General features: G+C 64.1%; 11 protein-coding genes. 9 read left to right on the forward strand and 2 right to left on the reverse strand.

Annotation, left to right across the window (positions count from 1 at the left end):
* Nucleotides 1–70: 70 nt before the first annotated feature.
* Nucleotides 71–1,330 (reverse strand): allantoate amidohydrolase, encoded by a 1,260-nt coding sequence (locus V1280_RS15460; protein WP_334538313.1) that lies wholly within the window; start codon nucleotides 1,328–1,330, stop codon nucleotides 71–73.
* Between the two features lie 418 nt (nucleotides 1,331–1,748).
* Here V1280_RS15460 and V1280_RS15465 point away from each other — a divergent pair, with 418 nt between their 5' ends.
* The 6 genes from V1280_RS15465 to V1280_RS15490 are packed head-to-tail and all read left to right on the forward strand — an operon-like array spanning nucleotide 1,749 to nucleotide 7,613.
* A complete protein-coding gene (locus V1280_RS15465; protein WP_334525390.1) occupies nucleotides 1,749–2,861 on the forward strand; it encodes a BMP family ABC transporter substrate-binding protein in 1,113 nt (370 codons plus the stop codon).
* Entirely contained in the window at nucleotides 2,858–3,970 is a 1,113-nt protein-coding gene (locus V1280_RS15470; protein ID WP_334525393.1) for an ABC transporter permease, read from the forward strand. Before V1280_RS15465 ends, V1280_RS15470 begins: the two co-directional genes overlap by 4 nt.
* Nucleotides 3,970–4,896 carry an ABC transporter permease gene (locus V1280_RS15475; RefSeq protein ID WP_188096507.1) on the forward strand — a complete coding sequence of 309 codons (927 nt, stop codon included), beginning with the start codon at nucleotides 3,970–3,972 and terminating at the stop codon, nucleotides 4,894–4,896. The genes V1280_RS15470 and V1280_RS15475 overlap by 1 nt, the downstream gene beginning before the upstream one ends.
* Nucleotides 4,897–4,907: 11 nt before the next feature.
* Nucleotides 4,908–5,591 carry a biuret amidohydrolase gene (gene biuH, locus V1280_RS15480; RefSeq protein ID WP_334525404.1) on the forward strand — a complete coding sequence of 228 codons (684 nt, stop codon included), beginning with the start codon at nucleotides 4,908–4,910 and terminating at the stop codon, nucleotides 5,589–5,591.
* Entirely contained in the window at nucleotides 5,588–7,120 is a 1,533-nt protein-coding gene (locus V1280_RS15485; protein ID WP_334525407.1) for an ABC transporter ATP-binding protein, read from the forward strand. Before biuH ends, V1280_RS15485 begins: the two co-directional genes overlap by 4 nt.
* A 13-nt stretch (nucleotides 7,121–7,133) precedes the next feature.
* Nucleotides 7,134–7,613 (forward strand): nucleoside deaminase, encoded by a 480-nt coding sequence (locus tag V1280_RS15490; protein ID WP_334525410.1) that lies wholly within the window; start codon nucleotides 7,134–7,136, stop codon nucleotides 7,611–7,613.
* Nucleotides 7,614–7,811: 198 nt separating this feature from the next.
* On the opposite strand, the gene V1280_RS15495 is transcribed toward V1280_RS15490, so the two are convergent.
* Nucleotides 7,812–8,942: a hypothetical protein gene (locus V1280_RS15495; protein WP_334525413.1), complete on the reverse strand. Its 1,131-nt coding sequence runs from the start codon at nucleotides 8,940–8,942 to the stop codon at nucleotides 7,812–7,814.
* Between the two features lie 572 nt (nucleotides 8,943–9,514).
* On the opposite strand from V1280_RS15495, the gene V1280_RS15500 reads away from it, so the two are divergent.
* The 3 genes from V1280_RS15500 to V1280_RS15510 are packed head-to-tail and all read left to right on the forward strand — an operon-like array spanning nucleotide 9,515 to nucleotide 13,065.
* Nucleotides 9,515–11,086 carry an ABC transporter ATP-binding protein gene (locus tag V1280_RS15500; protein WP_334525416.1) on the forward strand — a complete coding sequence of 524 codons (1,572 nt, stop codon included), beginning with the start codon at nucleotides 9,515–9,517 and terminating at the stop codon, nucleotides 11,084–11,086.
* Nucleotides 11,070–12,161 carry an ABC transporter permease gene (locus V1280_RS15505; protein ID WP_334525419.1) on the forward strand — a complete coding sequence of 364 codons (1,092 nt, stop codon included), beginning with the start codon at nucleotides 11,070–11,072 and terminating at the stop codon, nucleotides 12,159–12,161. Before V1280_RS15500 ends, V1280_RS15505 begins: the two co-directional genes overlap by 17 nt.
* Complete coding sequence (locus V1280_RS15510) at nucleotides 12,148–13,065, forward strand: ABC transporter permease (RefSeq protein ID WP_334525422.1); 918 nt, start codon at nucleotides 12,148–12,150, stop codon at nucleotides 13,063–13,065. The genes V1280_RS15505 and V1280_RS15510 overlap by 14 nt, the downstream gene beginning before the upstream one ends.
* Nucleotides 13,066–13,096 lie beyond the last annotated feature (31 nt).

Below are 13,096 nucleotides of genomic sequence, written 5' to 3' on the forward strand. Positions count from 1 at the left end.
GATCCCGGTGCCGGGCCGTCGCTATTTTAGCCCTGCCTGATTCGTATCTCTACCCGGTGACTTGCGGGGCTTAGCCCTCCCGCGGCCTGAAATTCTCGATGACCCGCAGCAGCACCCGCGCGCCGGCATCGGCGTCCGCCAGCTCGACATGCTCGTCCGGATGATGGCTGATGCCGCCGCGGCAACGGACGAAAATCATGCCGACATCAGCGATATCGATCATCGCCATGCCGTCGTGCCCCGCTCCGCTCGGCAGCTCGAAGACGGAAAAGCCTTCCGCGGCGATTGCGTGCGCGATCTGGTCCTTCAGCCAGGGCGCGCAAGGTGCGGTGCGGTTCTCATGGGTGACGTCGAGCTGAAGCGCCAGTTGCCGGCGCTTTGCGATCGCCTCGATCTGCCTGACGACGTCGGCGACCGCGCGCTTGCGATGCATATCGGTCGGCGCGCGCATGTCGATGGTGAAGGATACTTCGCCCGGAATGACATTGGTCGCGCCGGGCCTCGCCTGGATATAGCCGACGGTGCCAACCAGGCCGCCCTCGTCGGTCCGGCAAAACTGCTCGATCGCGCCAATGCATTCGGCAGCACCACTGAGCGCGTCACGGCGCAGCGCCATCGGCACGGTGCCGGCGTGACCAGCCATGCCGGTGAGCCGCGCCGCCAGCCGCGTCGCGCCCGCAATCGCGGTGACGACGCCGACGGGAAGACCCTGCGCTTCCAGCACCGGTCCCTGCTCGATGTGCAATTCAAGATAGGCCAGCAGCTCGCGCCGGGCGCGCGCGGCCGCGCCGATATGATCGGGGTCGAGGCCAAACTTGACGAGCGCGTCACGCATCGACACGCCATCGCGGTCGCGTGTGTTCAGGACGCTCTCGTCGAAAGTGCCGGCGAGGGCGCGGCTGCCAAGCAGGGTCGAGGCGAAGCGCACGCCCTCCTCGTCGGCAAAGCCGACCACCTCGATCGCAAACGGCAGGCGCTTGCCGCGGCGGTTGAGCTCGGCGATGCAGGCGATCGCCGTGATCACACCGAGCGGCCCATCCCATTTGCCGGCGTCACGCACCGTGTCGTAATGCGAGCCGAGCATCAGGCAGGGGGCCCCCGGCCGGTCGCCTTCATAGCGGCCGCAGACATTGCCGATCGCATCGAGATGCGCGCTCATGCCGGCCTCGCGCATCCAGCCCAGGATGAGGTCCGAGGCGGTGCGCAGTTCCTTGGTGAGATAGATACGGGTGAGCTTGCCGTCCGCTTCCGAGATCGCCGCGAGCTCGTTAATCCGACGCACGATCTCCTCGCCGAGCGATGCATGTTGAGCGGCAGTCACGGCAACCATCTCGGTCAAGCTTTCCATCACGGAGACCGCGCGGGCGGTCGCAATCCCAATCGATACAAGTTCGGTGCCAGCTTCGGTGCCAGCGAATTCAGGCGGCCGGCGCCGCTTCAACTCAGCGCGTGGTTAGCATGAATGCGGGTGGTCGGCCGACCACCGCAGTCCCATCATGCACACGTGAAAGCGGGTTAAGACTGCTTAACTACCTTGCATACAATCTGACAATACTGCTCACAATTTAATCTGCCGATTTCCTAATCAAGATTCCAACGGTGGATATACTTTATATTTTTCAACAGTTTATTACGAAATGCCCGTTCGACAGCCTCTGGCACGAAGCTTGCGACATCCTATCCCGGCTCCGCCAGACCGGCGCAGCCGCGAGAGATTAGGGCGGTCCAGCCGCCAAGGGGAGCAAGCAATGGATTTTGGCAGGATTTCACGACGTCATTTGTTGCAGGGCGGTGCCGCCCTCACCCTCGGCGCGGCGGCCGGCGCCCGCCCGGCCTTCGCGGCCGACACGACCATCGGCTTCATCTATGTCGGCTCGCGCGATGACTACGGCTACAACCAGGCACACGCGCAGGGCGCGGCGGCGCTGAAGAAGATTCCCGGACTGAAGGTCGTCGAGGAAGAGAAGGTGCCGGAGACCGACGCGGTCGAGAAGACGATCGAGTCCATGATCAATCTCGACGGTGCCACGCTGCTCTTCCCGACCTCGTTCGGTTACTACAATCCGCACATGATCAAGATGGCCACCAAGTACCCGAAGCTGCGCTTCGAGCACTGCGGCGGCCTCTGGAGCGACAAGGATCCGAAGAACGCCGGCAGCTATTTCGGCTATATCGACGAAGCGCAGTACATCTCGGGCATCGTCGCCGGCCTGACGTCGAAGAGCGGCAAGCTCGGCTTCGTCGCAGCCAAGCCGATCCCTCAGGTGCTGCGCAACATCAACGCCTTTGCACTGGGCGCCAAGTCCGTCAATCCGAAGGCCACCACGCAAGTAATCTTCACCGGTGACTGGTCGATGCCGGTCAAGGAGGCAGAAGCCACCAACAGCCTGATCGACCAGGGCGTGGACGTGCTCACCTGTCACGTCGATGGCCCCAAGACCATGGTCGAGAACGCCGCGCGGCGCGGGGCCTTCGTCTGCGGTTATCACACCAACCAGTCCGCACTGGCGCCCAAGGCGTACCTCACCGGCGCCGAGTGGAACTGGGAAGCGCTCTATCCGAAGTTCGTCAACATGATCGCCGCCGGCGAAGGCATCCCGAATTTCTACCGCGGCGGCCTGAAGGAAGAGATCGTCAAGGTCTCGGCCTATGGCGAATCCGTCTCGGCCGAAGCGCGCAAGGCGGCAGACGAGGCCAAGGCCAAATTCCTGTCCTCGGACGGATTTGCCATCTTCAAGGGCGGCCTGGTCGACAACAAGGGCAAGACTGTCATCGCGGCCGGCACTGACCGCGGCCAGAAGGATCCCGAACTCGAGAAGATGGACTATCTCGTGGAGGGCGTGATCGGAGCGACTTCGTGACATCGGAAGCAGCGGATTCTGCCGAGGTGGTCGGGGCGGTTGCCCCGGCCGCCGACCCCGGCTTTCTCCAACGCCACGGCGGCACGATCGAATACGTCCTGATCCCGGGCGCGGCGCTCGCCGGCGCGCTCGTGGTGTTCGGCATCTTCGTCATGCTGTTCGGCAAGAACCCGCTCGACCTCTATTTCTACATGTACTACGGCGCCTTCGGCACCTGGTTCTCCTGGCAGAATACGCTGACGCGTGCCGCACCCCTCATCCTCACCGCGCTCTGTACGGCACTGCCGGCGCAACTCGGCATGGTCATCATCGGCGGCGAAGGCGCATTGCTGATCGGCGCGCTGTCGGCGACGAGCGCCGCACTGTTGCTTCAGGGCATGCCGCCGCTCGTCGTACAGATCGCCATGGTCGTCGCCGGCGTCATCGGCGGCGGCTTGTGGATCATGCTGGCAGGCGCATTGCGGCAGTATCGCGGCGTCAACGAGACGATATCGAGCCTGCTGCTCGTCTACATCGCGCTCGCAATCCTCAATCACCTCGTCGAAGGCATGATGCGGGACCCCGCGAGCCTCAACAAGCCTTCGACCCGCGAGATCGGCGCCGCCAACATGATCGGCTCCATTCCCGGCACCGACGTGCATTGGGGCCTCGTCTTCGGCCTGATCGCCGCGATCGCCGCCTACATCCTGATCTATCACACCGTGTTCGGCTTCGCCGCGCGGGTTGCCGGCGGCAACATTCGCGCCGCCAAGATCGTTGGCCTCGGTGTCAGCAAGCTCATCCTGACGATCTGCTTCCTCGCCGGCGGCGCCGCGGGTCTTGCCGGCATGGTCGAGGTTGCTGCCGTGCAAGGCCGCACCAACGCCAATCTCGCTGCCGGCTATGGCTTCACCGGCATTCTGGTCGCCTTCCTGGCGCGGCAAAATCCGCTTGCGATCATTCCTGTCGCGATCCTGCTCGGCGGCATCAGCGCCAGCGGCGGCCTGCTGCAACGCCGCCTCGGCCTGCCTGACGCATCAGTGCTGGTGCTGCAGGGCATCATCTTCGTCTTCGTGCTCGCCAGCGATGCGCTCTACGGCCGCATCGGCTTCCTGAAAGGCAAGTCCTGATGGCAGACGGATCGATCGGACTCTGGACTGTCCCGCTCGCCGTGCTCGGCGGCGCCATTCGCGTCTCCACGCCCTTCCTGTTCGTGAGCCTGGGCGAATGCATCACCGAGCGGTCGGGCCGCATCAATCTCGGCCTCGAAGGCACGCTGGTGATGGGCGCGATGAGCGCCTATGGCATCTCCTATCTCACGGGATCGCCGTGGTTAGGCGTGCTCGCCGCAGGCATCACCGGCGCGCTTCTCGGCGCGCTGCATGCCGGTATCTGCTCGCTGCCGCGCGTCAACGACGTCGCCGTCGGCATCGCCCTGATGCTGTTCGGCACCGGCCTCGCCTTCTATCTCGGCAAGCCACTGATCGAACCGACTGCGCCGCGCCTGCCCGCGATCGATTTCGGCTGGTGGAGCGATATCCCGCAGCTCCGCGCGGCGCTGCGCGTCAACGTCCTCTTCCTGATCGGCGTCGCGCTTGCGCCAATCCTCTATTGGGCCTTCCGCACCACGCGCTGGGGCTTGCTCATCCGCACCGCCGGCGAGAGCTCAGACGCTGCGCGCGCGATGGGCCACTCCGTGCTTCTGATCCGCCTGCGTGCGACCATGGTTGGCGGCTTCCTTGCCGGCATCGGTGGCTCGTTCCTGTCGCTCTTCTATCCCGGCAGTTGGAACGAGGGCCTCTCCTCCGGCCAAGGCATCACGGCGGTGGCGCTCGTGATCTTTGCGCGCTGGGATCCTCTGCTCTGCCTGTGGGCCTCGCTCGCCTTCGGCGGCGCCGCAGCGCTCGGACCGGCACTGCAATCGGTCGGCGTCACCTCCGGCTATCACCTCTTCAACGCCGCGCCCTACATCCTGACGCTGGCGATCATGATCATCACCTGCTCGCCGAAACGCACGCTGACCGGAGCCCCGGCCGAATTGTCGATCACCCGTTAGAGAGCGAAATCATGTCCGAGCGCACTATCAAATCCGAGCCCTACGCCTGGCCCTACAATGGCGATCTCCGTCCTCAAAATACCGCGCTCATCATCATCGACATGCAGACCGATTTCTGTGGCATCGGCGGCTATGTCGACAAGATGGGCTATGATCTGTCGCTGACACGGGCGCCGATCGAGCCGATCAAGAGACTGCTCGCCGCCATGCGGAGCCAAGGCTTTCACATCATCCATACCCGCGAAGGCCACCGCCCCGATCTTTCCGATCTTCCGGCCAACAAGCGCTGGCGCTCGCGCCAGATCGGCGCCGGCATCGGCGATCCCGGCCCGTGCGGTCGCATCCTGGTGCGCGGCGAGCCCGGCTGGGACATCATCGAGGAGCTTAGCCCTCTGCCGGGCGAGCCTATCATCGACAAGCCCGGCAAGGGCTCGTTCTGCGCTACCGATCTCGAATTGATCCTGCGCGTGCGCGGCATCGAGAACATCGTTCTCACGGGCATCACCACCGACGTTTGCGTCCATACCACCATGCGCGAGGCCAACGACCGCGGCTTCGAATGCGTGCTGCTGCACGATTGCTGTGGCGCGACCGACAAGAGCAACCACGACCATGCGCTGAAGATGATCAAGATGCAGGGTGGCGTGTTCGGCGCCGTCTCGACGTCGGATGCCTTCATCGGAGCGATTTCGTGATCATCGGCGAACCGCCTGCGCCGTCGGGCGCCTTCGGCGTCGATGCCATCGCCATGACCATGCGCTTCGGCGATTTCCTGGCGCTCGACAATGTCGAGCTCAAGGTGCGGCCCGGCTCGTTCCATGCGTTGCTCGGCGAGAACGGCGCCGGCAAATCGACCCTCGTCAAATGCATCATGGGCTACTACCACGCGACCGAAGGCGACATCCTCGTCGGCGGCCGCGAGCAGGCGATCGCCAATCCGAAGGACGCGCATGCGCTCGGCCTCGGCATGGTCTACCAGCATTTTACGCTGGTGCCGGCCATGACGGTTGCCGAAAACCTCGTGCTGGCACGCGATGACGTGCCGGCCGTGGTGAACTGGCCGAGGGAGATGAAGGAGCTAGAGACCTTCCTGGCGCGGATGCCCTTCAAGGTGCCGCTCTCCGCAAAAGTCTCCGACATCTCGGCCGGCGAGCGGCAGAAATGCGAGATCCTGAAGCAGCTCTATCTGAAGCGCCGCTTCCTGATCCTGGATGAGCCGACCTCGGTGCTGACGCCGGCCGAAGCCGACGAGGTGCTCGGCATGCTCCGCGACATGGTCGTCAAGGGCGAGCTGACCATCCTGATGATCACACACAAGTTCCGCGAGGTCATGGCCTTCGCCGACGAGGTGACGATCCTGCGCCGCGGCAAGCTCGCCGGTGCCGGCAAGGTCGCCGAGCTGACGCCGGACGCGATGGCACGCACCATGATCGGCGCCGAGGAGTTGACCGTGCAGCCGCCGCGCACCGGCGAGGCCGGACAGGCGCGGTTGGAGCTGGCAAAGGTCCGTGCGCTCGACGATGCCGGCGCCATCGCCGTGCATGACGTCTCCCTCACCGTGCGTGCCGGCGAGATCGTCGGCATCGCAGGCGTCTCCGGCAACGGCCAGCGCCAGCTGGTCGAAGTCCTGGCCGGCCAGCGCGAAGCGGAGGATGGCGAAATCCGCGTCGCAGGCGATCCCTATCACGCCAGCCGCGAAGAGATGCGGCGCCACAAGATGTCGCTCCTGCCCGAGGAGCCGCTGAAGAACGCCTGCGTCGGCGGCATGAGCGTTGCCGACAACATCGCCTTCCGCGAGTTCGACCGCGCCCCCTTCGCCAGCGGCGGCTGGTGGCTCAACCGAGGCGCCTTCCGCGACGACGCAAAGAAGAAGATCGGGCAGTACAAAATCAAGACGCGCACGCCGGATACGCCGATCTCGGCGCTCTCGGGCGGTAACGTCCAACGCGCCGTGCTCGCCCGCGAACTCGGCAGCGAGGTCGAGGTGCTGATCGCGGCCAACCCCTGCTTCGGTCTCGATTTCGCCGCGGTAGCCCAGATCCACGCCGAGATCATGGCCGCGCGCAACCGCGGCGCGGCCGTCTTGCTGGTCAGCGAGGATCTCGACGAATTGCTCGAACTTTCCGATCGGCTGGTGGTGATGTTCCACGGCGAATTCGTGTATGAAGCACGGACTAGCGAAGCCGATCTCACCGAGGTGGGCCGGCACATGGCGGGACACTGACCGCGGAGGCGCGATGGAAGGCGAGCGCGACGAGTACTTTTTGCGCCTGTCTTTCGCGGTCGCGCGCCGTTCGCTTACCCATGGCAACCATCCCTTCGGCTGCATCGTCGTCGATGCCGACGGCCGCGTGCTGATCGAGACCGAGAACGGCTACATGCCGGATCACGACGGCACCGCGCATGCCGAGCGCCTCGCCGCCACGGAAGCATGCCGCACGCTCAGCCGCGAGGTGCTGGCGACCGCGACGCTCTATTCCTCCGCCGAACCCTGCGCGATGTGCGCCGGTGCGATCTACTGGACCGGCATTGGCCGCGTGGTCTACGGCCTCAGCGAGCACCGCCTGCGCGGCATCACAGGCAACCATCCGGAGAACCCGACGCTCGACCTGCCCTGCCGCGAGGTGTTTGCAAGCGGCCAGCGGCCGACGGAGGTGGTGGGGCCATTGCTCGAAGATGAAGCCGCAGCGCTGCACGACGGCGTGTGGACGAAGTAGGCGCCGCCACAAACTCGGAATCGGTGGGCAAAGGCGCGTCGGCGCCGTGCCCACCATTGCCGGTGTCGTGCACGATGGAATGGTGGGCACGCTCCGCTTTGCCCACCCTACGGCACCTACGCTTCCGATTCACAAACGCCGATGGCGCCGCGCGGGACATGCGCGGCGCCATCGTTGTAGCTTGGAGACCTCAGTCGATCAGAACTTCACGGTGATGCCAGAGTAAAGCGAGGACTCCGTGCAGGCTCCGCTCGGCCGGGTCACACCGCCTACAGTGGCGGAACACGCGATCGACGGGGCGTTGTGATCGAGACCGAACTTGTTCTGCCAGTAACGGTAAGCCACCCACACGTCGACGAAGTGAGAATACTTCGGACCCCAGATCGCCTTGGAAGCATCCATGGTCAAACGGATCGGCTCGGAGTTGAATTCCACCTTGGTGTTGTAAACGTTGTTAGCCGGATTGTACGGCAATCCCTCGGTGTCCGTCCCCTTGCGGCCATACCATGCCATGCGACCGCTGATCGAGAAATATTGCATGTTCTCTGGCAGGAAGCCCAAGTCCATGTAGTAGTTGGTTTCGATTGCCCACGTCGGCTTGTAGCTCGTGTTTCCGTTCGCGAGACAGGTCACGCCTGGATTGTTCGGATCCCATCCGGCGCCGCACTGGCTGAAGGAATTGTGGTTGTAGAACTCCCAGTAGACCAGCGGCGAGACGTTGAAATATCCCTTGTAGGGCAGGTCGAAGGCAAATTCCAAACCGGCGACCACATCGCGCTTAGCCGCACCGAAATATCGGTTCTCGGTATTGGCATCCATACCCGCTTCGAAAGAGATGTTGTGCAGCGGGCCCACACTAAAGGCCTTGGTGTCAAAGAGCTGATTCCAGCCAAGGGTCGACCGGAACAGTCCATAGATTTCGCTCGCGCCCGCACACTTTGCCGATACCGTAGCAAAGCCATTCAAGGGGTCTTGGATCACTCCCGTTGAAGTACACGGTCCAGCGGGATCGTTCTGGTCGGATTTGAACAGCGAAATAGTGAAGAAGTTTGTACCGTAGGCCCACGCATCGAAGTGGGTGAACGAGTAGACCTGCTTTGCAGTCTTGGCGTTCACCGTGCCGTCCGGCTTGAGCGACCACGCTCCAGGCTGGGCCGCCGTGAAGATGTAGGAGAACGACACGCGGTCGTCGATCACCAGGAAGAACGGAAGGTCAGGTGCCTTCTTGGCGGCCTTGACCGGCAGATCCGCAGCCTGCGCCAGACCACTGGTGGCAAGCGTAGCAAGTGACAGCGCCGCGGCTGCAATTGCCCTGAAACGAAACGACATCCTGAATACCCCCAAGCTTGGACACGTAAAAATGAACGTCCCTTGAGTGCGACACTTGCGCCGAAGTCCCGAGGTGAGAAGCCTCAACTTTTTTCAAGGCATGCCGCTTGTTTCGGCAGCGCTCCGCGTTTCGCTGCGGAATTTTGAGGGCTTTGGTGCCGCACCATCAGCGGCCATCGACAACGCCTTGCCGAACATTCCCGCTTGATTCTGTTTGGCTTTTGCGTCGACGGGACAACCCAAGCGCGACCGTCGAAGGCGGCCATCGTGGTCGCGGCGAATTGCATACGAGCGATGGCGCGACTTTGCTCAACTTCACGTCAGGCCTGCATAGCGAGTTCCGATTTGGCTTGAACCGTCACAAATTTGCAACAGCCGTCTCGTGCAACGCGCGACCGCTAGAGCCGTGCAAGGGGCCATTGGGGATGCCTTGCGTCCGGAAACGGCCGCGACTCGCGCGACCGGCCTCCTGCCGAAGCGTTGAGCAAGGGATGACGCATTTTCACACCTTACGCGGCGGTTCAAACTAGCCCACTATTGAGGCACTTCATCCCATGCAAGCGTACCAGCGAATGTTAGATCCGACGCCTAACGGCCTGCATTCCGGCGAGTCCCCGTTGCTTCAAACGGTGGGGCTCACCAAACGCTATGGGGATTTCCTCGCCAACGATTCCATCGACATCGACATCTGGCCGAAAGAAATCCACGCGCTGCTCGGCGAGAACGGCGCGGGCAAGTCGACACTGGTGAAGGCGATCTATGGGCTGATCCAGCCCTCTGCCGGCGAGATCCGCTGGCAGGGCGATCGAATCGTGCTGTCCGGCCCGTCGGAAGCGCGCAGCCGCGGCATCGGCATGGTGTTCCAGCACTTCTCGCTGTTCGACAATCTCACCGTCGCCGAGAACGTCGCGCTCGGCCTGGACGGCAAGGAATCCTTCAAAGACATGTCGGCGCGGCTGGAGCAGGTGTCGAAGACCTATGGCCTGCCGCTCGATCCCAAGCGCGAGGTCTGGCAGTTGTCCGTCGGCGAACGCCAGCGCATCGAGATCGTCCGCGCGCTGATGCAAGACCCGAAATTCCTGATCCTGGACGAGCCGACCGCGGTGCTGACGCCGCAGGAGGCCGACCAGCTCTTCATCGTGCTGGAGCGGCTAAAGGCCGAAGGTCGCGCCATCCTCTACATCAGCCACAAGCTCGAAGAGGTGAAGCGGCTCTGTGACACCGCCACGATCCTGCGCGGCGGCAAGAAGATCCAGACCTGCAATCCCCGGCTCGAAACCGCCGCCTCGCTCGCACGTATGATGGTCGGCGGCGAGATCAAGGAAGTGAAGGCGGCCGCAGGCCGGCAGACCACGATACCGCGGCTGGTCGTCAACGATCTCTCGCTCGCGCCCGACGAGGCGCATGGTGTGCGGCTCGAGCACATTTCCTTCGAGCTGAAAGGCGGCGAGATCCTCGGCATTGCCGGCGTGGCCGGCAACGGCCAGGACGAGTTGTTCGCAGCACTGTCCGGCGAGCGAATGTCGAAGGATCCCGGCACGGTGGTGATCGAAGGCATCGCCGCCGGCCACCTCTCGATCACCAAGCGGCGCAAGCTCGGCGCCGCCTTCGTGCCCGAAGAGCGGCTCGGCCACGGCACCGCACCACGCATGAAGCTGTCGGAGAATGCGCTGCTCACCGGACACGCCGCCAGCGGCATGGTCAATCACGGCTTCATCGACACCGCCGCCACGCTGAAGACCGTGGACAAGGCGACCGAAACCTTCGACGTGCGCAAGGCCAAGCGCGATCCGGAGGCAGCATCCCTCTCCGGCGGCAACCTGCAAAAATTCATCGTCGGCCGCGAGATCCTGCGCAACCCGGCGGTGCTGGTGGTGAGCCAGCCGACCTGGGGCGTCGACGCGGGTGCTGCCGCCGTCATCCGCCAGGCGTTGCTTGATCTCGCCACCGCAGGCGCCGCGGTGCTGGTGACCAGCCAGGATCTCGACGAGCTCGCCGAAATCGCCGACCGCATCGCCGTGATGTTCCACGGCCGCCTGTCGGTGCCGCTCGCCACACGCGACGCCACACGCGAAAAGCTCGGCCTGTTGATGGGCGGCAGCAGCCTGGAGCCGAAGGAGGCCGCGCATGCAGTTGGTGCTTGAGAAGCGCGCCGAGCGCTCCAACACGATCGCGCTGGTCTCGCCGCTGATCGCAATCGGCTTGACGATCGTGACCATGACCATCCTGTTCGCGATCCTCGGCAAGAATCCAATTCTTGCCCTGCAAGCCTATTTCATCGCGCCCCTGACTGACGGCTATTCGCTCCAGGAAATCGCGGTGAAGGCAACACCGCTGGTGATGATCGCGATCGGGCTGTCGCTCTGCTATCTGGCCAACGCCTGGAACATCGGCGCCGAAGGACAATTCCTGATCGGCGCCGTCGCCGGAAGCTGGATCGCGGTGAAGACGCAAGGCGCCGACGCCGGCGCCTGGGTGCTGCCGGCAATGCTCGTGCTGGCCGCAGCCGCGGGCGCGCTCTATGCGCTGATCCCGGCGATCTGCAAGGTGAAGTTCGGCGCCAGTGAAATCCTGACCAGCCTGATGCTGGTCTATGTCGCCGACCTCTTCCTCGATTACCTCGTGCGCGGGCCCTGGCGCGACCCGAACGGATTCAACTTCCCGACCACGGCCGAGTTCGATCCGGTGGCCACAGTGCCGCTACTGATCGAAGGCGGCCGGCTGCATCTCGGCTCGATCATCGCGCTGCTCGTCGTTGCGGCGGCGGTGATCCTGCTCGGGCGAACCATCAAGGGTTTCGAGATCCGCGTGGTCGGTGCCGCGCCGCGCGCGGCACGGTTCGGTGGCTTCAACGCCAACCAACTGACCATTTTGACTTTCGCGGTGTCCGGCGCGTTGGCCGGCCTTGCCGGCATCATCGAGGTTGCTGGCCCCGTCGGCCACCTCCAGCCCGGCATCTCGCCAGGCTACGGTTTTACCGCGATCATCGTCGCCTTCCTCGGCCGGTTGAACCCGATTGGAATATTAATTGCAGGCCTTTTTCTCGCACTGACCTTTATCGGCGGCGAGCAGGCGCAGATCGCAATGAAGATCCCGTTGGACGTCACCAAGGTCTTCCAGGGCATCCTGCTATTCTACGTGCTCGCCTGCGATTCCCTCATTCTCTACCGCTTCAAGCTGGTCTTCCCGAACCGTCAGGTGGCCCGTGGAGCTGGTTGAAGCCATCATCCTGGCGGTGCTCGCCGCTTCGACGCCACTGCTGATCGCGGCGGCCGGCGAGTTGGTGACTGAGCGCTCCGGCGTGCTCAACCTCGGCGTCGAGGGCATGATGATCGTCGGTGCAGCCTGCGGCTTTGGCGGCGCCTGGCTGACCGGCTCGATCTTCATTGGCGCGCTGTTCGGCATCATCGCGGGCACCCTGATGTCGTTGATCTTCGCGCTGATGGCGCTCGGACTCGCCGTCAATCAGGTCGCGACCGGTCTCGCGCTGACCATCCTGGGCATCGGGCTCTCCGGCCTCATCGGTGCCGGCTTCGTCGGCGAGCGCATTACGCCGGCGACACATCTCTACATTCCCGGCCTCACCGACATCCCGCTGATCGGCCGTGTGCTGTTCGGCGAGGACGCCTTCATCTATTTCTCGCTGGCGCTGATCATCGGCGTCTGGTGGTTCCTGTATCGCACGCGTGCGGGACTGATCCTGCGCGCCTGCGGCGACAACCACGTTTCCGCGCATGCGCTCGGCTATCCCGTGCTGCGCATTCGCACCCTCGCTGTGATGTTCGGGGGCGCTTGCGCAGGTCTTGCCGGCGCTTATCTGCCGCTCGCCTACACGCCGTTCTTCATTCCCGGCATGACCGCGGGCCGCGGCTGGATCGCGCTGGCGCTGGTCGTGTTCGCGTCCTGGCGGCCGGGACGGCTCGTCATCGGCGCTTACCTGTTCGGCGCGGTGACGATCCTGCAACTGCACGCGCAAGGCTGGGGCGTCGGCATTCCCTCGCAGTTCATGTCGGCGTTGCCTTATCTCGCGACCGTCATCGTTCTGGTCCTGCTCTCCCGCGCGCGCACCGGCGGCTCGACCGCACCGGCCGCGCTCGGCACCGTGTTCGTGCCTGACCGCTGAATTTTCATCTCCGCGGCATGCGCGATGGGGC

The organism is Bradyrhizobium sp. AZCC 2230 (assembly GCF_036924495.1).
Taxonomy (GTDB): Bacteria; Pseudomonadota; Alphaproteobacteria; order Rhizobiales; family Xanthobacteraceae; genus Bradyrhizobium; species Bradyrhizobium rifense.